The 26,316-nt window shown below is 35.2% G+C and carries 25 protein-coding genes; 5 read left to right on the top strand and 20 right to left on the bottom strand.

Annotation, left to right across the window (positions count from 1 at the left end; all coding sequences use genetic code 11):
• The first annotated feature begins 2 nt into the window (after window positions 1–2).
• Window positions 3–620 (top strand): DUF1054 domain-containing protein, encoded by a 618-nt coding sequence (locus tag AC3WJF_RS00125; RefSeq protein ID WP_492448978.1) that lies wholly within the window; start codon window positions 3–5, stop codon window positions 618–620.
• Window positions 621–676: 56 nt separating this feature from the next.
• Here the strand turns inward: AC3WJF_RS00125 and AC3WJF_RS00120 are convergent, their stop codons facing one another.
• On the bottom strand, window positions 677–946 hold the full coding sequence (locus AC3WJF_RS00120; protein ID WP_492449280.1) for a UPF0223 family protein: 270 nt from the start codon (window positions 944–946) through the stop codon (window positions 677–679).
• A 32-nt stretch (window positions 947–978) separates the two neighbouring features.
• Complete coding sequence (locus AC3WJF_RS00115) at window positions 979–1,938, bottom strand: NAD(P)H-dependent flavin oxidoreductase (RefSeq protein WP_492448977.1); 960 nt, start codon at window positions 1,936–1,938, stop codon at window positions 979–981.
• 355 nt (window positions 1,939–2,293) lie between these two features.
• On the opposite strand from AC3WJF_RS00115, the gene AC3WJF_RS00110 reads away from it, so the two are divergent.
• Window positions 2,294–3,763, top strand: coding sequence for an aminotransferase class I/II-fold pyridoxal phosphate-dependent enzyme (locus AC3WJF_RS00110; protein ID WP_492448975.1), 1,470 nt, complete (start codon window positions 2,294–2,296; stop codon window positions 3,761–3,763).
• Window positions 3,764–3,846: 83 nt separating this feature from the next.
• On the opposite strand, the gene AC3WJF_RS00105 is transcribed toward AC3WJF_RS00110, so the two are convergent.
• The 8 genes from AC3WJF_RS00105 to AC3WJF_RS00070 form a co-directional block, all read right to left on the bottom strand.
• Window positions 3,847–3,969, bottom strand: coding sequence for a GapA-binding peptide SR1P (locus tag AC3WJF_RS00105; RefSeq protein WP_492448974.1), 123 nt, complete (start codon window positions 3,967–3,969; stop codon window positions 3,847–3,849).
• 299 nt (window positions 3,970–4,268) lie between these two features.
• On the bottom strand, window positions 4,269–4,532 hold the full coding sequence (locus AC3WJF_RS00100) for a hypothetical protein (protein ID WP_492448972.1): 264 nt from the start codon (window positions 4,530–4,532) through the stop codon (window positions 4,269–4,271).
• A gap of 119 nt (window positions 4,533–4,651) precedes the next feature.
• On the bottom strand, window positions 4,652–6,064 hold the full coding sequence (lpdA, locus tag AC3WJF_RS00095; RefSeq protein WP_492448970.1) for a dihydrolipoyl dehydrogenase: 1,413 nt from the start codon (window positions 6,062–6,064) through the stop codon (window positions 4,652–4,654).
• Between the two features lie 4 nt (window positions 6,065–6,068).
• Entirely contained in the window at window positions 6,069–7,373 is a 1,305-nt protein-coding gene (locus AC3WJF_RS00090) for a dihydrolipoamide acetyltransferase family protein (RefSeq protein ID WP_492448969.1), read from the bottom strand.
• 204 nt (window positions 7,374–7,577) lie between these two features.
• Window positions 7,578–8,555: an alpha-ketoacid dehydrogenase subunit beta gene (locus AC3WJF_RS00085; protein WP_492448967.1), complete on the bottom strand. Its 978-nt coding sequence runs from the start codon at window positions 8,553–8,555 to the stop codon at window positions 7,578–7,580.
• 3 nt (window positions 8,556–8,558) lie between these two features.
• Window positions 8,559–9,671: a pyruvate dehydrogenase (acetyl-transferring) E1 component subunit alpha gene (gene pdhA, locus AC3WJF_RS00080; protein WP_492448966.1), complete on the bottom strand. Its 1,113-nt coding sequence runs from the start codon at window positions 9,669–9,671 to the stop codon at window positions 8,559–8,561.
• A 471-nt stretch (window positions 9,672–10,142) separates the two neighbouring features.
• Window positions 10,143–10,784: a YkyA family protein gene (locus tag AC3WJF_RS00075; RefSeq protein WP_492449279.1), complete on the bottom strand. Its 642-nt coding sequence runs from the start codon at window positions 10,782–10,784 to the stop codon at window positions 10,143–10,145.
• Window positions 10,785–10,969: 185 nt separating this feature from the next.
• Entirely contained in the window at window positions 10,970–11,740 is a 771-nt protein-coding gene (locus AC3WJF_RS00070) for a Cof-type HAD-IIB family hydrolase (protein ID WP_492448965.1), read from the bottom strand.
• A 605-nt stretch (window positions 11,741–12,345) separates the two neighbouring features.
• Between AC3WJF_RS00070 and AC3WJF_RS00065 the strand changes: the two genes are divergently transcribed.
• Window positions 12,346–12,555 (top strand): DNA-dependent RNA polymerase subunit epsilon, encoded by a 210-nt coding sequence (locus AC3WJF_RS00065; RefSeq protein ID WP_492448963.1) that lies wholly within the window; start codon window positions 12,346–12,348, stop codon window positions 12,553–12,555.
• A 4-nt stretch (window positions 12,556–12,559) separates the two neighbouring features.
• Window positions 12,560–14,227 (top strand): ribonuclease J1, encoded by a 1,668-nt coding sequence (gene rnjA / locus AC3WJF_RS00060; protein WP_492448962.1) that lies wholly within the window; start codon window positions 12,560–12,562, stop codon window positions 14,225–14,227.
• A 42-nt stretch (window positions 14,228–14,269) separates the two neighbouring features.
• Here the strand turns inward: rnjA and AC3WJF_RS00055 are convergent, their stop codons facing one another.
• The 3 genes from AC3WJF_RS00055 to AC3WJF_RS00045 all read right to left on the bottom strand — a co-directional run bounded on the left by AC3WJF_RS00055 (window position 14,270) and on the right by AC3WJF_RS00045 (window position 17,464).
• Window positions 14,270–14,932: a potassium channel family protein gene (locus AC3WJF_RS00055; protein WP_492448960.1), complete on the bottom strand. Its 663-nt coding sequence runs from the start codon at window positions 14,930–14,932 to the stop codon at window positions 14,270–14,272.
• Window positions 14,933–15,093: 161 nt separating this feature from the next.
• The gene (locus AC3WJF_RS00050; RefSeq protein WP_492448959.1) at window positions 15,094–16,107 is read right to left on the bottom strand and encodes a cytochrome d ubiquinol oxidase subunit II; all 1,014 of its coding nucleotides are present in this window, start codon (window positions 16,105–16,107) and stop codon (window positions 15,094–15,096) included.
• 28 nt (window positions 16,108–16,135) lie between these two features.
• A complete protein-coding gene (locus AC3WJF_RS00045) occupies window positions 16,136–17,464 on the bottom strand; it encodes a cytochrome ubiquinol oxidase subunit I (RefSeq protein ID WP_492448957.1) in 1,329 nt (442 codons plus the stop codon).
• A 261-nt stretch (window positions 17,465–17,725) separates the two neighbouring features.
• Here AC3WJF_RS00045 and AC3WJF_RS00040 point away from each other — a divergent pair, with 261 nt between their 5' ends.
• Window positions 17,726–18,754 (top strand): XdhC family protein, encoded by a 1,029-nt coding sequence (locus AC3WJF_RS00040; RefSeq protein WP_492448956.1) that lies wholly within the window; start codon window positions 17,726–17,728, stop codon window positions 18,752–18,754.
• On the opposite strand, the gene AC3WJF_RS00035 is transcribed toward AC3WJF_RS00040, so the two are convergent.
• From AC3WJF_RS00035 to AC3WJF_RS00005, 7 genes are all read right to left on the bottom strand, one after another.
• Complete coding sequence (locus AC3WJF_RS00035) at window positions 18,749–19,387, bottom strand: response regulator transcription factor (protein WP_492448954.1); 639 nt, start codon at window positions 19,385–19,387, stop codon at window positions 18,749–18,751. The two genes, AC3WJF_RS00040 and AC3WJF_RS00035, sit on opposite strands and share 6 nt — an antisense overlap.
• On the bottom strand, window positions 19,384–20,433 hold the full coding sequence (locus AC3WJF_RS00030; RefSeq protein WP_492448952.1) for a histidine kinase: 1,050 nt from the start codon (window positions 20,431–20,433) through the stop codon (window positions 19,384–19,386). Before AC3WJF_RS00030 ends, AC3WJF_RS00035 begins: the two co-directional genes overlap by 4 nt.
• Entirely contained in the window at window positions 20,430–21,149 is a 720-nt protein-coding gene (gene liaF, locus AC3WJF_RS00025) for a cell wall-active antibiotics response protein LiaF (RefSeq protein ID WP_492448950.1), read from the bottom strand. The genes AC3WJF_RS00030 and liaF overlap by 4 nt, the downstream gene beginning before the upstream one ends.
• A gap of 120 nt (window positions 21,150–21,269) precedes the next feature.
• Window positions 21,270–21,914 carry a PspA/IM30 family protein gene (locus AC3WJF_RS00020; protein WP_492448948.1) on the bottom strand — a complete coding sequence of 215 codons (645 nt, stop codon included), beginning with the start codon at window positions 21,912–21,914 and terminating at the stop codon, window positions 21,270–21,272.
• 20 nt (window positions 21,915–21,934) lie between these two features.
• A complete protein-coding gene (locus AC3WJF_RS00015) occupies window positions 21,935–22,285 on the bottom strand; it encodes a lmo0954 family membrane protein (protein WP_492448947.1) in 351 nt (116 codons plus the stop codon).
• A gap of 270 nt (window positions 22,286–22,555) precedes the next feature.
• Window positions 22,556–24,346 (bottom strand): ABC transporter ATP-binding protein, encoded by a 1,791-nt coding sequence (locus tag AC3WJF_RS00010; protein ID WP_492449278.1) that lies wholly within the window; start codon window positions 24,344–24,346, stop codon window positions 22,556–22,558.
• Between the two features lie 43 nt (window positions 24,347–24,389).
• Window positions 24,390–26,144, bottom strand: coding sequence for an ABC transporter ATP-binding protein (locus AC3WJF_RS00005; protein WP_492448945.1), 1,755 nt, complete (start codon window positions 26,142–26,144; stop codon window positions 24,390–24,392).
• Between the last annotated feature and the right edge of the window lie 172 nt (window positions 26,145–26,316).

Raw genomic sequence — 26,316 nt, 5'->3', positions numbered from 1 at the left:
AAATGAAGTTTAATGGATTTACAAACGAAGATTTTGATTTATTTTTAATAGATGGGTTAGAAGCAAGGATGGAAAAGTTAATTTCCACCTTAAGACCCAAATTAGAGCTTATTGGTGCACACTTTGCCCCCACCTTAAGTGTATTAACAGGTGAAGAAATGTTTCCGCATGTAGCAAAGCATGCACGCAGGACAATCAATCCACCGAAAGATACTTGGGTTGCTTTTGCAAATAATAAACGTGGGTATAAAATGCTGCCACATTTTCAAATAGGCCTTTGGCATACACATCTTTTTGTATGGTTTGCTATTATATATGAAGCACCAAATAAGACGGAATATGGTGAAAAGTTCGAGAAAAACATTGATAATATTTTTAGAATGATCCCTTCTACCTTCGTTTGGTCAGGTGATCATATGAAGCCGGATGCAACATCAATGAGTGAAATGAGTAAAACTGACTTGCTTCAATTGTTTAAACGTGTGCAAACCATTAAAAAAGCTGAGATCTTATGTGGAATAAATATTCCAAAAGAGATAGCAGTAAAAATGAGCGGTGAACAGATATTGCATACAATCCAAGAAACCTTTAATAGCTTAGTACCCCTATATACAATTTAACAAACCAATTAAAGAAAAATTGGAGGCAGGATAAAACCGCAGCGGGATGCTGCGGTTTACATTTTAATTAACTTCCCAGGCTCCATTTCTTTCGCTTTCTTCATTACCTGATAAGAGGAATAACCACTCTCTTTTTCAAATTCATTACAATATTTCTTTTCCTCTGCTTTTCCAGGAACAATTTCTTTGAAACGTCGATATTTTTTCATTATTGTCTCACGTTCTATCCCTTTCTCATATGCCAATTCAATTGCTTCAAAAAATTGAATGACATCCACTACTTCCTTTGTATTCCAATCTGTATCAAATGGATATTGATATTCCATCATAACACCAACTCTCTTCATTTCAATTATTTTTAGTTTGACCAATTATTACGGATTATTTCTGCTTGCTTCATGATTCGTTCAAAAAGCTCTGCTACGGTTGGTACGTCCTTAATAAGTCCCATCACTTGACCGGCCCAAGCAAAGCCTTCCTCAACTTTACCATTATAAATATAATTTTTGTTTGCTGCACCGCTTATGTATGTTTTTAACGCCTCATAACCACCTTCGTTTTTCTCAATATTAAGAATTTGATCCGTCCAATTATTCATAATGGCACGGGCAGGTGTACCAAGCGATTTTTTTATAACAACTGTATTTGTTTCATCTCCTTCTATTAATGCTTTTTTATATACATCAGATGCATGAACACATTCTTTCGTTGCAATAAATCGTGTTCCCATTTCAACACCTTCTGCTCCCAAGCTTAATGCTGCCATTAGCCCCCTGCCATCCCCAATTCCTCCAGATGCAATTACTGGGATTTCAACTGCATCTACCACTTGTGGTACGAGGACAAATGTACCGATTTCATCTTTCCCTAAATGTCCACCTCCCTCATTACCTACCACCATCACGGCATCAGCACCTAAGCTTTCTGCTTTTTGTGCTTGCTTTTTAGCTGCAACTAATACGAGTTTCTTCACATTAACTCCTTCTAATTGCTGGAAAAAGGGAGTTGGATTCCCACCTGTTACCGAAACAACTGGAACCTTTTCTTCGATAGCTACATCCACAAAATGTGAAAAAGGTCTACCATGCTGTCCGATTGCAAAATTCACGCCAAAAGGTTTATTTGTAAGTCTTTTAACTTTTTGTATTTCTTCTCTTAGCTTTTCTGGGCCATCTAAAGACATTGCTGTAATCTGTCCAAGTCCTCCTGCATTTGAAACAGCCGCAGCAAGCTCAGCATATGCTAGATAAGCTAAACCGCCCTGTATTATGGGGTATTTTATACTAAATATTTCTGTAACCCTTGTTTCCCATTTCATCCAAATCTCTCCCTCCATATTACCTCTTCTCTATTATAAATAATTCTTATGTGGATAATAAACTATTTGCAAAAAAGGGGTTAAATGCTATAATTCATTTGTTTTATGTATTGTTCTTTTCATATAACTTTGTTGTTTTTGTTAGCGTAAATCTCACAAATTTTTTATTCTGTTTTAGAATGGGGAATCCTATTAAGAAAAGATGTCCAAAATCTAAAACTTATTAGGAATCTATACAAATTACGAAAAACAATAATAAAATGTAAACAGCATATATAATTCAAAAAGGAAATACTCAAGTTATGTGCAATAATAAAAAAGAAATTTTATTTTTGATGAAGAGGTGTATAACACATTGTCACAATATGAAACTCCTTTATTTACTGGGTTAGTCGAACATGCTAAAAAGAACCCAGTACAATTCCATATACCAGGTCATAAAAAAGGGAATGGGATTGACCCTGAATTTCGAAATTTTATCGGTGATAACGCATTATCGATTGATTTAATTAATATTTCGCCGCTTGATGATTTACATCAACCAAAGGGAATGATTATGAAAGCGCAAGTTTTGGCAGCTGAAGCATTTGGAGCTGATCATACTTTTTTTTCCGTTCAAGGGACAAGTGGGGCAATTATGACGATGGTAATGGCAGTTTGCGGCCCTGGTGAAAAAATTATCGTGCCTAGAAATGTCCATAAATCTGTTATGTCGGCAATTGTATTTTCCGGAGCAACTCCCGTATTTATTCATCCTGAAATTGATCCGAAATTAGGAATATCACATGGAATTACAACTGAATCAGTTTCAAAAGCATTGCAGCAAAATCCTGATGCAAAAGGTGTATTAGTAATAAATCCTACTTATTTTGGCGTGGCAGCCGATCTAAAGAAGATTGTAGAAATCGCCCATTCCTATCAAGTTCCTGTTCTTGTTGATGAAGCACATGGTGTTCATATTCATTTTCATGAAGATCTGCCAATTTCCGCAATGCAAGCAGGGGCAGATATGGCCGCAACAAGTGTACATAAGCTAGGTGGTTCTTTAACACAGAGCTCGGTGTTAAATGTACGCGAGGGACTTGTATCTGCTAATCGGGTACAGACAATCTTAAGCATGCTTACAACTACATCGACTTCTTATCTGTTATTAGCTTCACTTGATGTAGCAAGACGAAGATTGGCGACAGAGGGAAAACAATTAATAGACCGCACCATTCATTTGGCGAACTCAATTCGTTCGCAAATAAATGAAATTGATCACTTATATTGTGTCGGAAAAGAAATTTTAGGTACAAAAGCTACTTTTGATTATGATCCAACAAAACTTATTATTTCCGTAAAAGATTTAGGAATTACTGGTTTTGATGCAGAGAAGTGGCTCCGTGAGGTTTATAATATTGAAGTCGAATTATCAGATCTATATAATATTCTTTGTCTTATTACTCCTGGTGACACGGAGAAAGAAGCTAATTTGTTGGTCACTGCTCTTCAGGAATTATCAAAACAATTTTCACATCTTTCTGGTTTGGTTCATAATGAAATAATGCTTCCAGACATTCCTTTGTTGGCATTATCGCCAAGAGAGGCATTTTATGCGGAAACAGAGGTAGTTCCTTTTGAAGAATCAGTCGGAAGAATAAGTGCGGAATTTATTATGGTCTACCCTCCAGGAATCCCGATATTCATCCCCGGAGAAATCATAACTGAAGAAAATTTAAAATATATTCAAAAGAACATTGAGGTTGGTTTACCTGTTCAAGGGCCAGAGGATTTTGAATTAAAAACCTTAAGAGTTATTAAAGAATATAGGGCTATTCGCTAAACTGTTCTCCCCTTAAACGGGGAGTTTTTTGTTGACCAAAAAAAAGAGAGTGCATCGACACATACACTCTTACATCAATTCTTCTATGCATCTTGTTTATCGTCTTGGTCACAACATGTTTTGCAGTTCGAATAAAGGATACTTACTTTTTCATCCTCAAAATGATCAATTACTGTGTTACAAGATTGACAAACAATCGTCCCCATTTCATTCTCCCTCCAGGCCATTTTTCGATTAAATTATTGCTTTGGCGTACTTTGATTTTAATTCCAAGTAATAATTGGTTTCGGAGCATCCTTTTTAGAAAAGATTACCCACTAATGCAGAATGAAATAATTTATTAGTTTATCGATTACAAAAACAACAAAGTTTTAAAAAAAGAGCCTATTATCAAGAATTATTGAAAGCGCTTTATTTCCTAATTAATATAATAATATATCACATTAGAGATTTCAAGAACAAATTGTATAACACATTTTGTTAATTAGATGTTTTATTGCATTTTTTATGATAAAAAAGCCATTCTGGAAGGTAACATTTGATGTAGGAAAAACTGGAGTAAAAAATAAGCAGATAGACTTGCAATAGTAATAAAAATCGTTGCACGATTAGATTTCACAATCATTCTAGTCAATAAAAATGCTAAGTACAAAAACACAAGAAACATAAGGACCTTATAAAGCAAATGGTCCCGGTTCGAAAGCCACTCAGCGAAAGTAAAACCGCTCCACACAATTAATTGAAATAAAAAGGCCACATAGTTTTTCATTTTATCACCATCGGATTTTAGATGAATTCTATTAATAATCCTATTATATGCGTAAAGCAGTCAATTTTAAAACTGAATAACAAATAAAAGCATCCAGGAGGATGCTTTTATTTGTCTGCTTATTTAATTATGTGAATAGGTGTTCCAAGAGCTACTTCTGCAGCTTCCATAGTGATTTCACCTAATGTTGGATGGGCATGAATTGTCATAGCAATATCTTCAGCAGTCATACCTGCTTCAATAGCAAGACCGATTTCAGCAATCATATCGGATGCACTAGTTCCAGCTACTTGACCGCCGATAACTAAGCCATCTTCTTTACGAGTAACTAATTTTAAGAATCCATCTGTGCTATTTAATGCAAGTGCACGGCCATTAGCAGCGAATGGGAATTTAGCTGCAACAACTTCAATACCCTCATCTTTAGCTTGTTTCTCTGTATAACCTACAGTAGCTAATTCTGGCTCTGAGAATACAACAGCTGGAAGACCAAGATAATCGATTACAGAAGGATGTCCAGCAATTGCTTCTGCTGCAATTTTTGCTTCGTAAGATGCTTTATGTGCCAAGGCAGGACCAACAACGACATCTCCAATAGCATAAATATTTGGTACGTTCGTACGACATTGCTTATCAATTTTGATAAGTCCACGTTCGGCCATTTCAATACCAACTTGCTCAAGACCCATTTCATCTGTATTAGGACGGCGACCAACTGTTACTAGTACATAATCAGCTTCCACTGATTTTTCTTCGCCTTTTGCTTCGTAAGTAACTATAACACCGTCTTCGTTTTCTACAACGCCTTTTGCCATAGCATTTGTAACGATTTCGGCACCTTTTTTCTTCAAGTTTTTAGAAACAATTGTAGTCATTTGCTTTTCAAAAGCTCCAGCAAATAATTCCGCACTTCCTTCAAGAATTGTTACTTCAGTACCGAAGTTTGCATATGCTGAACCAAGCTCAACACCAATAACCCCGCCGCCAATAATAACTAATTTCTTTGGAACTTCAGGTAAATTAAGTGCACCTGTTGAATCAATTACACGTTTTGAATATTTGAAAGTTGGAATTTCAATCGGGCGAGAACCTGTAGCAATTATTGCATTTTTAAACGTATAAGTTTGCGCAGAGTTTTCGTCCATAACACGTAATGTGTTAGCATCAACAAAATATGCTTCACCTTTTACGATGTTAACTTTATTCCCTTTTAAAAGACCTTCTACACCACTTGTTAACTTATTTACAACTGTACCTTTCCAAGCTTGTACTTTAGAAAAGTCTACTGTTACATTCTCTGCTGAAATACCAATATCATCAGAATGTTTTGCTGTTTCATAGCGGTGTCCCGCATTAATTAATGCCTTGGAAGGAATACAACCAACATTTAAGCATACTCCACCAAGATTTTCTTTTTCAACAATTGTCACTTTTTGACCAAGTTGTGCTGCACGTATTGCTGCAACGTATCCACCAGGGCCAGCACCGATTACTATCGTTTCTGTTTCAATAGGAAAATCTCCAACTACCATTTTATTACGCCTCCATTAATAATAATTCTGGATCGTTCAACAAGCGCTTAATTTGGTTAAGAGCATGTTGAGCGGTAGCACCATCGATAATTCGATGATCAAAGCTCAAAGATAATGCTAACACAGGTGCTGCTACAATTTCACCATTTTTTACTACAGGTTTTTCTGCAATTCGACCAATACCAAGAATTGCAACTTCTGGATGATTGATAACAGGAGTAAACCATTGGCCGCCAGCAGAACCAATATTCGTAATTGTGCAAGATGCACCTTTCATTTCATTTGGAGCTAACTTGCCTTCACGTGCTTTTGTAGCAAGTTCATTAATTTCACTTGAAACAGAAAATACGGATTTACGATCTGCATTTTTCACTACTGGAACTAATAAACCTTTATCTGTATCTGCTGCGATACCTATGTTATAATAATGCTTTTGAATAATTTCTCCTGCTTCATCATCAATCGATGTATTTAAAGTAGGGAACTCACGAAGAGCACTAACAAGCGCTTTTACAACGTAAGGCAAGAATGTAAGCTTAATTCCTTTTTCAGCAGCTACTTCTTTGAACTTCTTACGATGTGCAACTAGTTTCGTAACATCTACTTCATCCATTAATGTAACATGTGGTGCTGTATGCTTTGAATTTACCATTGCCTTTGCAATTGCTTTACGGATTCCACTCATTTTTTCACGAGTTTCAGGGAATTCACCTTCAGGAATCACTACTTTTGCAGCAGCTGGTGTAGCTTTTTCTTCAGTAGCTTGTGGTGCTTCTGCTTGCTCATTTACTACTTTGTTTCCACCGCTTGCAAATGCATCGATATCTTCCTTTTGAATACGTCCGTTATTTCCTGAACCTGAGACTTGGCGAATATCCACACCTTTTTCACGAGCATATTTACGAACAGAAGGCATTGCAATAACGCGACGATTTAGATCCACATCAGTGGCTTGTGGTACTTCTTCAGTAGCTTCTGTAGTAGGAACTTCCGTTTTTACTGGTTCTGCTTTTTCTTCTGCTTTCTTTTCTTCCTCTCCATGATCACCCTTAAACTTCAGATCCTCATAGCCAGGAGCGTCAAATTTTATAAGGACATCGCCAACAATTGCAACTGTTCCTTCTTCCACAAGAACCTCTTCCACTGTTCCCGCAACTGGAGATGGAATTTCAACTACCGCTTTATCGTTTTGTACTTCACAAAGTACATCATCTTCATTTATTTTATCGCCAGGCTTAACAAACCATTTAACGATTTCACCTTCATGAATACCTTCACCAATGTCTGGTAATCTAAATTCGAATGACAATGTTGTTCACCCTCCTATTGAATATTTTTAAAGTCCATAGCCCTTCCACGTCTAGCTTTAGCGCCTATCGGCTAGTGGATTTCTACGTCTTCTCCCTACGATAAGTCAACATCAGCTCGTGAACTACCTCGCTGTGTTTCCTTTATCTCAGTCGAAGACTACGAAATCCATACGCCGATGAGCAAGGCGCTTACGCATTTGCACTTAGAATGTAAGTACTTTTTTAGCTGTTTCCATAATATCCTTGTGATTAGGAAGCCAAACAGATTCTGCTTGTGAGAATGGATACACTGTATCAGGTGCTGTAACACGTAATACAGGTGCTTCAAGACTTAAAATAGCACGTTCATTAATCTCAGCCACAACATTAGCTGCAATACCACCCTGTTTTTGTGCTTCTTGAACAACAATAGCTCGATTTGTTTTTTCTACAGAAGCAATAATTGTTTCTATATCAAGTGGACAAACAGTACGTAAATCCACTACTTCTACTGAATATCCTTCTTTTTCAAGCTCTTCAGCAGCTTTGATTGATTCATGAACCATCGCTCCATAAGTAATAATGGAAAGGTCTTTCCCTTCACGTTTTACTTCGGCTTTACCAATTGGAATCGTATATTCACCTTCAGGTACTTCTTGACGGAATGAACGGTATAACTTCATATGCTCTAAGTAAATCACTGGGTCGTTGTCACGAATAGCTGAAATAAGTAGTCCTTTTGCATCATATGGTGTAGAAGGAATAACTACTTTTAATCCTGGTTGTGAAGCAACAAGACTTTCTAAGCTATCAGCGTGAAGTTCAGGTGTATGAACACCACCACCGAATGGAGAACGGATAGTGATAGGAGCATTCAATGTGCCGCCTGTACGATAACGCCAACGAGCCATTTGACCATTTACCGAGTCAATTACTTCATATAGAAATCCGAAAAATTGAATTTCTGGAACTGGACGATACCCTTGTAATGTCAAACCGATAGCAAGACCACCGATTCCAGATTCCGCTAGTGGTGTATCAAATACTCTTTCTTCCCCAAATTCTTTTTGAAGACCTTCTGTCGCACGGAATACGCCGCCGTTAACGCCAACGTCTTCACCGAATACCAATACATTCTCATCGTTTTTCAACTCAGTACGTAATGCATCGGTAATTGCTTGAATCATTGTCATTTGCGCCATGGCTTATTTCGACTCCTTTGCTTTATATATATCATTTTGTTCTTTTAGATTAGCAGGAAGCTCTTCATACATAATAGAGATCAAATCTGTAACCTTTTGTTTAGGTGTATCATCAGCTTTTTTGATTGCTACTTTAATATCTTCTTTTGCCTGTTCAATAATTTCATTTTCCTTTTCTTCATTCCATAAACCTTTATTTTCCAAATACTTACGGAAGCGTACTAAAGGATCTTTTTTCTCCCATTCATTATCCATTTCAGAAGTACGATAACGAGTAGGATCGTCTCCGGCCATAGTATGAGGACCGTAACGGTAGCATAAAGTTTCTATTAAGGTTGGTCCTTCACCATTAATTGCACGCTCGCGAGCTTCTTTTACGGACACATAAACTGCTAATGGATCCATACCATCCACTAATTGCCCAGCAATTCCAGCAGCAACCGCTTTTTGAGCAATTGTTTTAGCAGCCGTTTGCTTTTCACGTGGAGTTGAGATTGCAAATTGGTTATTTTGAACAATAAATATTGCAGGAGCATTGTAAGCACCAGCAAAGTTAATTCCTTCATAGAAATCCCCTTGTGATGATCCACCGTCACCTGTATATGTAATAGCAACAGCTTTTTTACCACGCTTTTTAATACCTAGGGCAACACCAGCTGCTTGAACATATTGTGCACCAATAATAATTTGTGGAGGCAAAATGTTTACACCTTCAGGAATTTGCATCCCACCGAAATGTCCGCGAGACCATAGAAACGCTTGATATAATGGTAATCCATGCCAAATAATTTGTGGTACATCACGATATCCTGGTAGAATAAAGTCTTCTTTCTCTAATGCATAATGAGATGCGATTTGGGAAGCCTCTTGTCCTGCTGTAGGTGCAACGAAACCTAGACGTCCTTGTCTGTTTAATGAAATAGATCTTTGATCAAGGATACGAGTATATACCATACGACGCATTAATTCTTGAAGTTGTTCATCTGATAGATTAGGTTCTGCAGATTCATTTACAACTTCACCATTTTCATTTAAGATCTGAAACATCTCAAATTGCTTTTCAATGTTTTCGAGTGTCTTTTTCGGGTCTAATGGTGCTTTTTTTGTTGAAGCCATTCTAAAGTCACCTCTTCCTTTCTTATAAAAAGTAATGTTTTAAATTAGTAACGATCCCTTAATACGTTTTAGATGAGCCACACAATTCCCGCTTTACAAGAATATCATGGGTTGTATTTATTATGGTGGATATGTGAGACAACATACAAAAATAGGTTACCCAAAAACAACATGAAATAATGTTTTCTTCTAACCTTTTTATCGATAAAAACATATTAAAGTAGTAAACCTTTACATTAAGTAAACTGTATTAATAAAATATCACAAATCATTAATACAATCTTTTATTTCCCTAATAGATTACATCATATTTTTTTACCAGTCAATTAATTGAACCATATAAATAATACTTTTCTAACATAATATTTCAATTCATCACCAATTCAACCAAAAAACTGTACTAGTCCAAAAAATACCTCTGTACTATAATAATTGAAAATAAAAAAACAGAGAGCATTTTCCCTGTTTTTGTTAAGATTTTTTTTTAATGCCAGCGTTCTTATAAAATTCTAGTTTCTTCTCATTATAAGTTTTTGTTGCTGAATTAAATTTTTTATTTGCCGTCATTACTGTAGAAAACGATTTATTGGTCGCGTTTATTTGCGTTTCTAGATTGTTTAATGGAACATTTTTTTGTTTTAATAATTCATATAATTTTTGGTCAGCATCTAGGCCAGCAATATAGGAATTATAAAGCTTTTCATGTGTTTCATAGCGCATTTCCATAATATCATATAATTCAGAAGCTTCTTCTTTTAAATTTTGATCTTTTAACTCGGAAATTATCGTTTTCATTTTCTGAAATTCTCTTTGAGAGGAGAGCATTGACGCTTGTTCCTTTTCCATTCTATCTTTTCTTTCCAGTAAATTTTGCAATGCTTTATCTGAAAGTTTCACTACTTCTTGATAATTATTCATTCCTAAATCCATAATTTGCTCAAAGATATTTGTTTCTTCCGATTCAAGTTTTGCTAAAGGTGACTGTTGGCTTTGAAATCCTTTTTCCTGCGAAACCGTGTCTTCTAGGATATGATAAATTTTTTCCTCTGGTCTCGATTGACATCCTGTTAAAACAATACATAGACTAATACAAATCAACAAGAACCGAAACATTACCACAAGTTTTCCTCCTTATATTACTGCTAATTTACTATATAGATAACTCACAACTTTTACAATAGTAGGAATTTTATTCGATTCATAATGGAATTAGGTTCTGTTAAAATGTATGCAGGAAATTAATAGATATGACAGCTTTTGATAGATTTGTATCAAATCAATTTTAAAACCAACAATGTTTATATAAGGTTAAGTTTTTTTAATCCGTTATAAATCCCATTATCCGCTACATCATTTGTAACCATATCAGCACTTCTTTTTACAATCTCACTTGCATTCCCCATTGCGACCCCGGTACCTACTGCGTTCAACATTTCAATATCGTTTAAACCATCTCCAAATGCGAAGACATCAGAAAGTTCAAAACCGATTCTCTCTATCATTTTTTTTATCCCTTCTGCTTTTGATCCGCCTTTTGGTATAACATCCATTGAAAATTCATGCCAGCGTAAAAATAAAATTTCTGGAAAATGATCTTTATAGTAGTTTTCATCTTTTTCTTCACAGAAGAGTAATGATTGATATATTTCTGTATCTTTATAAAAATTTGGTTCATATTCCGGCTGCATCAATTTCAAGCTTTCCATACTTGTTTGTATGGAATCATGGAATGGAATATTTGATTTCATCGATTTTTCATTTAAAAAAACTAATGGGTGCATGAGGGACTTTGAAGAATCAACTAGTGAATGTAACAAGTCTGTTTTTAGTGGATTTTTATATATTACCTCATTTTCAAACACAACATACTGACCATTAAAGCTAACATATGATTCAATTTCTAGTTCACTTCTGATATGTTCAAACATAAATGGTGCTCTACCAGTAGCAATAGCTACATAAACTCCGTTTTTCTTAAGTTCAAAGATTGCTTCTTTCGTTGATGTAGGAAGTGCTTTTTCATGATCTAATAATGTACCATCTATATCAAAAAAAACTATTTTATTCACATTAATAACCCCAATCTATCTATTCTGTTCATAATGAATTTTTCTTCGCCATTTACCCTATATGTTTCCACCCTATTTGTCAATTTCCTAATTGTAATCCATTAATATCCAAGAAAAAAGCTTGTATTATTACATATACTATTAATAGAAATTCTTGATCGCCTTTACTTTCCTGTAGAATTCATTAAAATAATAGGTAGGAGTGAACCACCATGTTAAAAAAGCTAAAAAAAAAGCTAGTTAAACAATGGAATGATTTACTAAGAAAAAAACAAATAGCTTAAAAGACTCTTTTCTTATTTACAGTCGTTTTCTAAACAAAAACCTAATATAATTTACTTTCAACTATAAAATGGGTATCTTTATATAAGAAGTGATGCCCCGACACGAAACTTTATTAGAAATTTTGCAAAGTCTTAAACAACAATTTGACAGGAAAGCTTTACATCTAAGTACGGATAATGATTTGTCCCTCTCGAGTAGGGACTTATTCTTTATAATTTACCTTTATTGTTAAAACTTATATTAAAAATAACATGAAAATCTTGTTAACTTTTTATATAATAGAAAAAGTTACAATTGATTCGGAGTTAGGAGAGAAAAAAATGTACAAAGTTTATTACCAAGATAGTAAGTATGAAGTACCAGTAAGAGAAAAAACAAAAACAATATTCTTAGAAGTAAATTCGGAACGTGAGGCACGCCAATTATTAAAAGACCGTCAAATCAATATTGAATTTGTCCAACTTATTCAAGGAGCATATCTTGAATATGAGAAGCAGCAAGAATATTTTAAAGTAACGGAGATTAGGTAACTATATGAAATTTGTGAAAAATGATCAAACAGCAGTTTTTGCCCTTGGCGGTTTAGGGGAAATCGGAAAAAATACTTATGGCGTTCAGTTCCAAGATGAAATAATCTTAATTGATGCGGGAATTAAATTTCCTGAAGATGAATTATTAGGGATTGATTATGTAATACCTGACTATACTTATTTAGTTAAAAATGTAGAAAAGATAAAAGGCTTGTTCATTACCCACGGGCATGAAGATCACATTGGTGGAATACCTTATCTTCTCCGACAAGTGAACATTCCAATTTATGGTGGAAAGCTTGCGCTCGGATTACTAAAAAATAAACTAGAAGAGCATGGACTATTACGACAAACAACCCTACATGAAATTAAAGAAGACGATATTATCAAATTTAGAAAAACGTCTGTTACTTTTTTTAGAACAACACATAGTATTCCTGATTCATATGGGATTGTGGTGAAAACACCACCCGGAAACATCGTTCACACTGGTGATTTTAAATTTGATTTTACTCCTGTTGGTGAACCTGCAAACTTAACTAAAATGGCAGAAATCGGAAAGGAAGGTGTCCTATGCCTTCTATCTGATAGTACCAATAGTGAAGTACCAAACTTTACAATGTCAGAAAGACGTGTTGGCGAAAGCATTCATGATATTTTCCGTAAGGTCGATGGCCGAATCATTTTTGCTACTTTCGCTTCTAATATCCATCGCCTTCAGCAAGTTGCGGAAGCTGCTGTTGCAACTGGACGTAAAATCGCTGTATTTGGCCGAAGTATGGAAGCTGCAATTGGAATAGGTCATGATCTGGGGTATATACAATGCCCGAAAGAAACGTTCATTGATGCAGGGCAAATAAATCGCCTTCCTGCTAATAAAGTAACTATACTTTGTACAGGTAGTCAAGGTGAGCCTATGGCAGCATTATCACGTATTGCTAATGGGACACATCGCCAAATTCAAATTCAACCTGGAGATACAGTTGTCTTTTCATCATCTCCAATCCCAGGCAATACCATTAGTGTAAATAGAACAATTAATTTACTATTTCGTGCAGGTGCTGATGTAATACATGGACCCTTAAATGATATTCATACTTCTGGTCATGGTGGACAACAAGAACAAAAACTAATGCTAAGATTAATTAAACCAAAATACTTTATGCCAATTCACGGAGAATACCGTATGCAAAGAATGCACGCACAACTTGCTGTAGATTGCGGTGTTCATGAAGAAAATTGCTTTATTATGGATAACGGCGAAGTTCTTGCTTTAGGCAATGATGTTGCACAAGTAGCAGGGAAAATCCCTTCTGGTAATGTTTATATCGACGGAAATGGTATCGGAGATATTGGAAATATTGTGTTGCGCGACCGCAGAATCTTATCAGAAGAAGGTCTTGTTGTTGTAGTTGTTTCCATTAATATGAGTGAATTTAAAATTGCATCCGGGCCAGATATTATTTCAAGAGGATTCGTATATATGCGTGAATCTGGTGATTTGATTAATGAGGCACAAAATCTAATTACGAAGCATTTAAATAAAGTAATGGAACGCAAAACATCACAGTGGACTGAAATTAAAAATGAAATAACAGATACACTTGCACCGTTCTTATATGAAAAAACGAAACGTCGCCCTATGATTATGCCTATTATTATGGAAGTATGATTAATAGATAAAAAAAATTGGCAGTTTTAGCTGCCAATTTTTTTATTTCTCTAAAAAATCTTTTTGAAAACGATTAATATCGTCATCCGCACCAATTACGATCAAAACATCATCTTTTTTAATAACATCACTAGCATGTGGAGAAACAATGATATCAGAGCCTCTTCTAATAGCAACAATTGTAATGCCATATTTTGCCCTAATGTTAAGTTTGATGATAGAGTGTCCTGATAAAAGCTGATTTGATGCAATTTCCACTATACTATATTTATCCGAAAGCTCGATGTAATCAAGAATATTGTTCGAAACAATATTATGAGCTATTTTTTTCCCCATATCTCGTTCAGGATGGACAACATTATCAGCGCCAATTTTCCTTAATACTTTTGCATGGTAATCATTTTGAGCTTTTACGGTAACCATTTTCACTCCAATTTCCTTTAATATTAATGTTGTAAGAATACTAGCTTGAATATCGATACCAATGGAGACAATTACATGATCAAAATTACGGATGCCCAAGCTTTTTAGAACTGTTTCATCTGTAGAGTCAGCAATGACAGCATGTGTTGCAATAGAAGCAAATTCATCTATTCGTGCTTCATCGTGATCAATTACTAACACTTCCATCCCTTGTTCGATTAAAGTTTTACAAATACTTCCACCGAAACGACCTAAACCAATGACAACAAATTCTTTCTTCACATCCACCCCCCCAATCCATGTTCTTATATTATTCTAGCACACATACGGTACCACAGCAGAATGAAACAATCTTACCGATAAGAAAAAACTAAGCACTAGGATTTATTTAAATGCAAATAAATCCTAGTGCTTTACAATGTAACAATCGTTTATGAATTAATTCATTTTTTCCCTTTTATATAATCTGCATCAAATAAAAAGAGTCTCATTAATAAAAATAGCGATGGTATAAGCAAGCATAAACCAGCAATAAAAGCAAAAACAAGAGCTGTCCCCATTGATGGATTTGTTACACTTGTGTGAATCGTTATATATGGATAAAGTATATATGGTAAATGTGACGCCCCATACCCGAAAAAGGCAAAAAAGAATTGAAGCATGATCATAATAAATGCTGTACCAAAATACTTTCGTTTATAAATTAAAAACGACGCTATCATAAAAAACACAAGTGAAAATCCAAACATCCACCATAAACTCATTGCTTTTTCAAAATGCTGACTGTTATGTTCATGTAAAGCAATAAATACAAGGAGGCTTGCGATAATGGTAGGAGTGCTCCAAAACAAAGCAAACTTTCTTAAAATCTCCCTTGCTTGAATATCATTCGCTCTATCTGCATAAAAAGTTAGAAATCCTGCACTAATAAATAAAACGGAAACAATCGCAAGAAAAACGACACTCCATGAATAAGGACTTGCAAACAATTCTTTAGCCAAAAATACAACATGCACTCCTTTTTGAGAAAGGAATCCCCCTTCCGATATCGTTAAGGCGGTTGAAAGTGAAGCCGGAATTAGAAGGCCTGTTGCCCCATATAAAAATAAATAAACGAGATTGTCTTTTGATCCATAATTTCCAAATGCATAAAAGGAACCGCGTATTACAATTAAAATAAGTGCAATGCTCCCCGGAATTAACAGTGCTGTACCAAAGTAATAAGCTGTGTCAGGAAAAAAACCAACTAAACCGACAAAGAAAAACACAAAAAATACATTCGTAACTTCCCAAACAGGCGATAAATATCGGCTAATCAGATGATTCATGATGTGATCTTTTTTCGTCAATTTTCCATAAAAAGCAAAAAAGCCTGCTCCAAAATCAATGGATGCTACCATTAAATAGCCATATAAAAATATCCAAAGAACTGTAATTCCGATTACTTCCAAACTCATGTCTTACACCTCTCCTAAATGCGAATACTCACACAGAAAAACGTTGTTCAAGTTCCGTTTCTGCAGGCTTATTTTTAAACATTTTAATGATTACAACACAACTGAAAATAGCAAGAATCAAGTACAGGATGGCGAATAAAACGAAAGTTAAACCAACTCCATTACCAGTTGTAGCTGCTTCAGCAACCTTCATATAACCTCTTAGAATCCAAGGCTGCCGTCCTACCTCTGCATACATCCAGCCTAATTCGATGGCGAGCATCCCTAATGGCCCTCCTAATATAATAGCCCCCAATATTGGCTTATTCCATTCATTCCATTTCTTTACTCGCCAAAATAACAAGTAAAAAATTGGAATAACAATTAAATAAACACCAATTCCTGCCATTGCATCAAACATATAATGAACGATTAATGGCGGTCGTTCGTCTTTTGGAATATCATTCAACCCAATCACTTTTGTCTTAAAAGAATTTCCAGCTAGAAAACTAAGTAATTTCGGGATTCGAATTGCATATTTTATTTGATCATTCTTATCTATTGTACCAAAGAAAATGAGCTCTGCATTAGATTCAGTCTTATAATGCCATTCTGCTGCTGCCAATTTCTCTGGTTGATATTTAGCAAGAAATTTCGCCGATGCATCACCAGCAATTGCCGTTACTAAGGCAAATAGAAGCGAACATATCATCGTAAGTCTTAAAGCTTTTTTATAATATATACCGCTTTTTCCACGTAAGATTAATAAAGCTGTAAGTGCAGCTAGTAATATCGCACAAGCGGTATATGCCGATGTAACTACATGGAAGACCTTCGAAGGTGTTGCCGGGTTAAACATTGCGGCAATTGGATCAATATTAATCGCTTTTCCATTCTTCAATGTGAACCCCTGTGGTGTATTCATAAATGCATTTACCATTGTAATAAACATAGCAGAAGCGGAAGATCCAATCATAATTGGGATGGTTAGTACCCAATGTAAATATTTGTTTTTAAAACGATCCCATGTATATAAATATATCCCAAGAAAGATAGCTTCAAAGAAAAATGCAAAAGTCTCCATAAATAATGGCAAAGCTATAACTTGACCTGCAACCCTCATAAAGCTCGGCCATAGCATAGAAAGTTGCAATCCGATACAAGTACCTGTTACAACACCAACAGCAACGGTAATCGTAAACCCTCTTGCCCATCTTCTGGCTAGAAGTAGATAATGTGGATCCTTGCGCTTAATTCCTAAAAATTCTGCAATGGATATCATAATTGGAACACCAACACCTATGGTTGCAAATATAATATGAAACGCTAAAGTCATCCCCGTTAGCATCCTGCTTAACATAACATTATCCAATACCATTCAAGACCCTCCCTACATATCCTATACCCTTATTCTACCTTTTATATTACTTACTGGCGCATAAGTTTTTTCGAATTTACTTCTCCTTACTATTAGTGTAAGCTTTTCCATTAAATTAGGAACGATGTAACATGAATATTTTGTGACACTTTTCACAATATCTATTGTGTATTTAGATTTCCACTTTCTATCCATGCATATTCATGTTTGCAAGGAATTAAGAATACTTTTAAATTAGCGTATAAATCAGAGGTGAACAGCATGAATGACCTATGCAGAATTTTAGAACAAGTTGATTTTGAAAAAGAGGAAAAACTGGCAGTTGCGACGATTATTCGTATTAATGGCTCGTCTTATCGGAAGGTTGGAGCAAAAATGTTTTTTCTGGAGCATGGGCAAAGATTCGGAACGATTAGTGCGGGATGTTTGGAGGATGACTTAGCGCTGCATTCTACGGAGGCGATTAAAAGGCATCACAGCAAAATAATAACGTATGATTTACAAGACGAAGAAGATCTTGGATGGGGGATTGGTTGTAATGGAAAAATTGAAGTTTATATAGAACCAAATTGTAACCAAAGCCTCTTAAAACTGAAAGAGTACTTATTTAATGGTAGGAAAGCTGTTTCTGTAAAGCCACTTTTAAATGACAAGTCCCCGGTGACATACTTATTTACTCAAGATGGAGACCTAATTGACTGTGAAATTGAAATGGAACTTCATAATGATATTACAACTGCATTACATGAATTTCTTCATTCTAATCAAAAACTGAAAATCATTACCTTTGAAGGAGAAGATTATTTGTTCGAAATACATCACCCTAAAAGCTATTTATATATTTTTGGAGCTGGTAATGATGCTGAACCATTAGTTAAGCTTGCTACTAGTTTGGATTTTTTCGTTACCGTTATTGACCCCAGAGAAAGTCGTTGTAATCGTGATTTTTTCCCTACAGCTGATGAGCTTATTATCGAACATCCAGACACTTTTTTTCGCAGCCATGAACTATATTACTCGTGCTTTGTTGTGATTATGAATCATCACTTCCTAAGAGATAAACAAATAATAGAGAAATTATCTTTCGAGCGATCAGCTTATATTGGAATTTTAGGTTCAAAAAAAAGGACTGAAAGATTGCTAATTAATTTGAATGATTCGATAAAAAGCCAAATCCATTATCCAATCGGATTAAACATACAAGCAGAGGGTCCGGATGAAATAAGCGTAAGCATCATGGCAGAATTAATTCAAGTCCGTCACAAATTAATAGATATACTTCCATTATGACTTTTTTATTAATTGATGTTTAAAGGCATAAATAACAGCTTGTGTGCGATCCTGAACCTCAAGCTTACTTAGTATGTTACTCACATGGGTTTTTACGGTCTTTAGAGCAATATATAATTCGTCAGCAATCTCTTGATTGGATTTACCTTCTGTCATTAAAAGCAAGATTTCAATTTCACGATTTGTTAAATCTTCATGAAGCGGTCGTTTGTTGCCTTGTTTCATTCGCAACATCATTTTTCCTGTTACTTGCGGTTCTAGTACTGATTGGCCTGCATATGTTGAACGAACCGCTTCCGCAATTTCGCTCGCTTTCGATGTTTTTAACATGTAACTTGTAGCACCAGCTTCCAAAGCAGGATATACTTTTTCATCATCAAGAAAACTAGTAACGATAATAATCTTTGCTTCTGGCCATTCCTCGATGATTGCCTTAGTAGCCTCAATTCCATCCATACCGCCCATAACTAAATCCATTAAGATAATATCAGGTCGTAAAGATAACGCCAATTGGACTCCTTTTTCTCCACTATCAGCTTCACCAACCACTTCAATATCCTGTTGAATAGATAAAAAAGCGGAAACTCCTATCCTTACCATCTCATGATCATCCACTAATAAAACCTTTATCATTCTATCTCATCCTTTTTCTCATTTATAATTGGCACTTTTACCTCTATACTCGTACCTTTTTGAGGAAAGCTTATCATTTTGACCGTCCCTCCAATTTCGGAAGCTCGCTCACGAATATTTTGCAAACCGTAAGAACCGGCTTTTTCCTTCTCCATTTCGAAACCTACACCATTATCAATAATTTTTAATAAAACAAATTGCTGAAGGTTTAGTAAATGTAATTCAAGTAATTTCGCTTTTGCATGGCGAAGAGTGTTAGAAATCGATTCCTGGACAATTCTAAATAAATGATCCTCCACACCTTTATCAAGCTTAACATCTTCCATTTTCCAAGTTACCTTCATTGGAAGTTTAGCTGTTAATTCGTGCAACAGTTCTTTTATTCCTTCTCTTAATGATTTTCCTTCCAATTGAATTGGTCTAAGATGTAAGAGTAGTGCCCTCATTTCCGACTGGGACTCATTAATAATTTCTTCCACTAATACCATTTGCTTCTTTGTCATTGGAGAATTTGGGTCAGGGTTTTGATTGATGGCTGATAAAAGCATATTGGCTGCAAATAATTGCTGACTAACAGAGTCATGTAGCTCTCTTGCAAGTCGGTTTCTTTCTTGTGACAGCACTTCTTGTTTCATTTTCTCATTCCAATCAGCTTTTTCACTAGCTAATTTTTGTGAGGCTTTCACCTGCTCCTCGAATCTCTTTTGTATAGCAGAAAAGCGATTGTATATAAAAGCAAGCTCCTTTAATTTCTCTTTAGGAAATTTTGCTGCCTGGAATTCGCCATTTTCCAATTCTACTAAGCGTGAATCCACTTCCTCTATTTTCTTCTTAACAAACTGCCCAATGACTAACCCAAAAATGCCGCCTACTATTAAACTTGTTAATAGTATAAAAACGATTACTGGTATTAGAAATATTTGAGTGAAAAAAAGCGCCTGGTACCAATCTGTTTTTACCGATATGCAATAAATGACGGTAATAAAACCTGCGATAACGACGGAAAACGAGCAGAAATAATATAAGAATGATCTTTGTATACTCATATATGTTTCACCTCAATATCACCTATTGATAAAGAAGTGATAATTTTTATTTTCCTAGTCGCTTCATTATAATTATCAGAGAAACAAACAACATTTTGATTGAATAATTTTTCTTCTTTGCCAAATAGCCTTAGACTTCCTGAAAGAGATGAGTGATTAATGGAATACCCAACATCATATGGAACGAGTAATTGAATATTTCCAACTAACCCCCTTACCATGACAATGGACTCACCTAAAGGGAGCATAGTCATACTTAAATCAATGACTGTGTCGCCAATACCAGTTTGAATATTGATATCGTCCCATTCATATACATGATTAACTACTTTCTGAGAACCAAAGAGCTTATTTGAAAGGAATGGCTGTTTTCGATATTTTTTCTTGTCCAGCAACGGTTCTGTCGTTTCAACCATTATCATTTTTGATATCTTTTTCTTTTTTCTATACTTAAACAAATAATAGATAAGTAAACCTATTAATATAAACTTAAAAAAGAAGGTTGAGATAACGATAATAGAAGCGATGGAGATACCAATTATTAAACAAATCATACCTATGGTGGATTTGCCCTTTTTCTTTCCGAAAAAGATTAAAATTGCTGCAAAAGCAAGTGTAAATAGTGAATCAGATCGAAAAGAAATTTCAAATAATATTCCGATAATGGCAACAATGAATATCCAGGCAAGAGATGTATGTTCGAATAATTTTTTCATGCTGCCCTCCTTCTTTCTTTTTAACTTATTTTTACCTTAGGAATAATAGCGTAAATCTCCCTTTTTACGGAAAGGGAGATTAATAAAGGTTGTTTGCCTTTTTATATTACCATGGACACTCTATTCATTAACAGATATTTCTTGACTTTTTAGCCTATTTTCTAATTGAATGATCTTTGCATCAAACATACTTTTTTCGTAACCATTATTTATGTGCGCTTCTAAATGATCCATATACTTTTCCGTGTCATCAAATCTAGATGCTGCACGTCCCATAATAGAATCATCTAGAACATGATGAATTTTTTCCTTCACTTGCATTACATTTTCACGGCCCATAAGCTCCATTCTTTTAATATGCATATCTTTCAATCTTAGCTTCATTTCACGATGCTTTTGTTCTAATTCTTCCAGTTGTACTGCAGCTTGCTCATATGCTAGTTGGAGTTTATTTGCTTGTTCTCTGTATAATCCTTCCTCTTCAATGGCCACATCTTGAAGGATTTGTTCGTTCGCAAGTTTCGCAATCTCAGCTTGTTTTTTACGTTTATCCGCTAAGTATTCCGCTTGCTTCCATTCACGCATAAATTCATCCTTTAACATGTATTGGCGTTCAATTAAAGTAGCTACTTTTTTTGTTTCATTTTCACTTTCTCTTAAATACTGATTTAAGAGAGAGATTGGATTTTTCTTTTCCTTATTATCTAAAGCCTCATGTACATCAGCCATTATCGTGTTCTTAATGCGTTCTAATAAATTGGTCATAATCAATTCTCCTTTACTTTTTAATGAACGTTTTTCTTCATTTCATTCCATTGTTGGTCAAAACTATCAAATGGGTTACCAGCTGTTGGAGTTTTTTTTACATCATTTTTCCAATGTTTATAGCCAATATAGAGCAGGTAAATTGCTATAATTCCCGCAAGTGCTGGAAGTGTAGATATTACTCCACTAATTCCTGCTATTCCAACTAGAACCCATAGAAGTTTACCCCAAAAAGAATGGGTTTTTAAAAATTGTTTAAATGAGAAATATACGACAATTAGGCTTATCGCAAGCCCAATTATGTGACCTAAATTAGCAAGAGCGACTATTGCTAAAATCACCGCCAAGCTAAACATCAATACCTTTTTCATATTTATTCCTCCTTTCGATATACTTATCATAAAAAAAAATGAAGGAATCCATAACAATCGCAAGCTTTATTTTTTTGTAGGGCTTAAGGCGTATAATGATTGCAAAAAATCCCCATGGTCTCTTATCCAACCCAGAATTTGTTTGTTGGCCGATCTGCTCCTTATTCGCTGTTATTGGTAACATCTAAAGCTTGTTCAAATTAGATCGAACAATTATCAATTGATTAACCAAAAAAAGAGAACAACCGAAGTCATTCTCCTTTCTGTTACTTATTTTTCTTCTAATACTTTAAACTGCGCTTTTACTAGACGGAAATATTCACCTTGATGCTTCATGAGCTCATCATGATTTCCTTCCTCAATGATGTTTCCATGGTCAAGGACGAATATTTTATCTGCTTCACGAATAGTGGAAAGACGGTGCGCGATGATAACGGATGTTCTGTCTTTTAACAAAGTTTTTAAAGCAGATTGAATTTGAACTTCTGTTTCCGTATCAATACTTGCTGTCGCTTCATCTAAAATAATGATCTTAGGATCAGCGAGGAGTGCACGGGCAAAGGATAATAATTGGCGTTCCCCTACTGAGAGGATATTCCCGCGTTCCTCGACTTGTGTTTCATAACCGTTAGGAAGTTTTTCAATAAAATGATGTGCACCAATCGCTTTTGCTGCATTCATTGCTTCTGCATCTGTTGCATCTGGTCGCCCAAACTTAATATTTTCCATTATTGTACCGGAAAAAATAAATGTGTCTTGAAGCACAACACTAATCTGATTTCTCAAGCTCCGAAGTGTAATATCACGTAAATCGAAACCATCAATTTTAACCGATCCGCTAGTAGGATCATAGAAACGACTAATTAAATTGGCAATGGTTGTCTTTCCTGATCCTGTGTGGCCAACAAGTGCTATCGTTTGACCAGCTTTCATCTCTAGATTTATACCATTTAATGCCTTCCGTCTTGTATCATAAGCAAATTCAACATTGTCAAATACAATATGTCCTTTAATGTCTGCTACAGTTGCCGCATTCCCTTTTTCATTTACGAGCGGCTTCTCGTCTAAGTATTCAAATATTCTTTCAGAAGAGGCCATTGCTTGAAGTAGTTGATTGTATACTTGCCCCATCCGAGATATTGGCTGCCAGAACATTCCTAAGTAAAAAGCGAAAGAAACAAAGGCTCCTAATTTTAGATGTCCTCCTTGTATTAAATGGACACCATACCATATAAGGACTGCGGAACCAACCGCATTTGTCAAGTCAACCATTGGACGGAAGTAGGCAGATCTTCTTGTAGCATCTCTCCATGCTTCATAATTCTCCGTATTTACTCCATCGAAAAACGCCATGTTTTCATTTTCTTGTGTAAAGGCTTGTGTTACCCGAATTCCTTGGATGCTTTCATTTAAATGTGAATTTAGCTTCGATTGCTTCAATCGCATATACTGCCAGCCCATGCGAATTTTTTTCCTTAGTTTTGTCGAAATTAAAAACATGATCGGCAAAATAATAATTATTGCCAAGGTCATTTGCGGACTTAACGTAAAGAGAATGACAATTACACCTACAAGCATCAACATATCCATTAATAAATTGATGACCCCATTTGTAAACAAGTCTTGTAATGACCCAGTATCATTCATAATACGGACAAGAATCGAACCTGCCGAACGCTTATCAAAAAAGTTATGGGACAATCTTTGAACATGCGTAAATAAATCTTTTCGAATATCGTATATAACATTTTGCCCCAGCTTATTCAGCCAGCGAATTCGTAATATCCCCGCAATATATGACATAACAAATAGTACAGAAATAATTACAATGATTGTTGCTAAAAAAGAACCATCTTTTTTCTCAATTCCTTTACCGATTGCATATACTCCTATTAAGGTTGGAATAATGAGTCGGATAATCGTATTTAACAATACGGTAATAAGCGATTTTAGTACTAAATTTTTTAAGTATGGTTTAACATAACCGAGAAGGCGATACATTTGTTTCCAGTTAAAAGGTTTATCTATCACTTGTTCAGATGAATAGTGAAACCTTTCCATCACCTTAGGATTAAGTTTTTTTGCATTTTCCACCTATTTCACCTCACCCAGTTTGTGCTTGTAGAATTGCTTGTTGGTCTTTGTACTGAATCGTGTAAATTCTTTCATATGGTCCACCATTCGACAACAGCTCTTCATGTTTTCCTCTTTCGACGATTTTTCCATCCTCGAAAACGAGAATTTCATCCGCATGCTTAAGTGATGAGATTCTATGTGCAATGATAAAGGTAGTTCGGTCCCTCATGACTTCTCTTAAACCCTCTTGAATTTTAAATTCCGTGTCCATATCTACTGCACTCGTTGCATCATCCAAAATTAAAATACTTGGATCTAAACAAATGGCACGTGCAATCGCAATCCGTTGTTTTTGTCCCCCAGAAAGACCAAGCCCGCGCTCGCCAAGCATCGTGTCATAACCATCCGGTAATTCCATAATAAAGTCGTGTGCCTGTGCAAGCTTTGCAGCGTGAATTATTTGTTCCATTGTCGCATCAGGACGACCATACGCAATATTTGATTTGATCGTGGATGAAAACAAGAATGATTCCTGTAGAACAAATCCAATATTATATCGTAATGATTGAAGTGAATAATCAGTTACTGATTTGCCATCAATTAACACTTGCCCTTCAACCGGCTCATAAAAACGAGTCATTAGCTGGGTAATACTTGTTTTACCAGAACCTGTTGCTCCAATAAGGCCAATCACTTTCCCTTTTTCAGCTTTAAAGCTTACGTCTTTAATAGCTGCATTTTCATCTCCAAAATATTTGAGCGTCACATTTTGAAACACAACATCTCCATTTAATTGCTCTACCTTTACGGGGTTTTGCTTATCAAAAATTTCCTCATCGGCTTCCAATACTTCCAACAAACGCTCACCTGAAGCTTTTGATTGTGAAAACATATTTATAGTGAAGCCAAGATTAATAATTGGTTCAATTACATAACCAATTAAAGAATAAAATGCGACAAGCTTACCAGGTGTTAAATCTTTATGGATTACTAAGTAACCACCATATGCAAGAATGATAACAATACACGCATTTCCGATTAACTCCATTAACGGAAAGAATTTCGCCCATACATTCGATGTGTGAATTTGCCTATCTTTAAAATCTTCATTCGATACATTGAATTTTGAATTTTGAAATTCCTCACGAGATAATGATTTTACCGTATTGATACCACTAATATTTTCTTGTACATTCGTATTCAAGCGGCCAAATGATCTTCTAATTCCGCGAAAAGCTGGATGAATTAATTTATCGAAGCGGAATACGACAACCGCAAGAAACGGTAAAGAAATCATCGTCATCAATGTTAATGAAACCGAATAATAAAACATTACACCAAAACAGATGGTTAAAGTAAAAACAAACCGTAATAATTCACTAAATCCGAAAGATAAAAAGAAACGAAATCCTTCTACATCAGATGTTAATCGAGACATTAAGTCCCCTGTTTTAGCATTATCGTAGTACTTAAATGGTAAAAATTGTAGCTTTTTATACAATTCATTACGTAAACGATATACGGAAGTGATTCCAAACATATCTCCTGTATATTGCTGAATAAATGTAGCTACACCTTTCACAATCATGATACCGATAAATCCTAATGCCAAATATGGTATCCAGCTGTATTTTTTCCCTACGACACCTTCATCAATGGTAATTTGTAGGATTATGGGATAAACAATTGTAATTGCATTAACAAACAATAAGAAAACCATCGATGTGATAAACAACTGTTTGTATGGCATATAAAACTGTTTAAGCTTTTTAAATGTATCCACAAAATTCCCCCCCGTTGTTAAAAATAATTGAACGTAATTATAAATATATCGGGTTTCGAAATATTTTTCCACCTTTTTATCCCAATATTTTAAAATTTATAAGATATTTTTATGTTTTGTTTTTTAATGCTTTTCAAAAACGAAAAAGGGCTGTTTTGATTGCCCTTTTTCG

The organism is Heyndrickxia sp. FW510-T9, assembly GCF_058781025.1.
The sequence above is the reverse complement of the archived record's forward strand: the minus strand, read 5'-3'. Positions and strand labels throughout refer to the sequence as shown.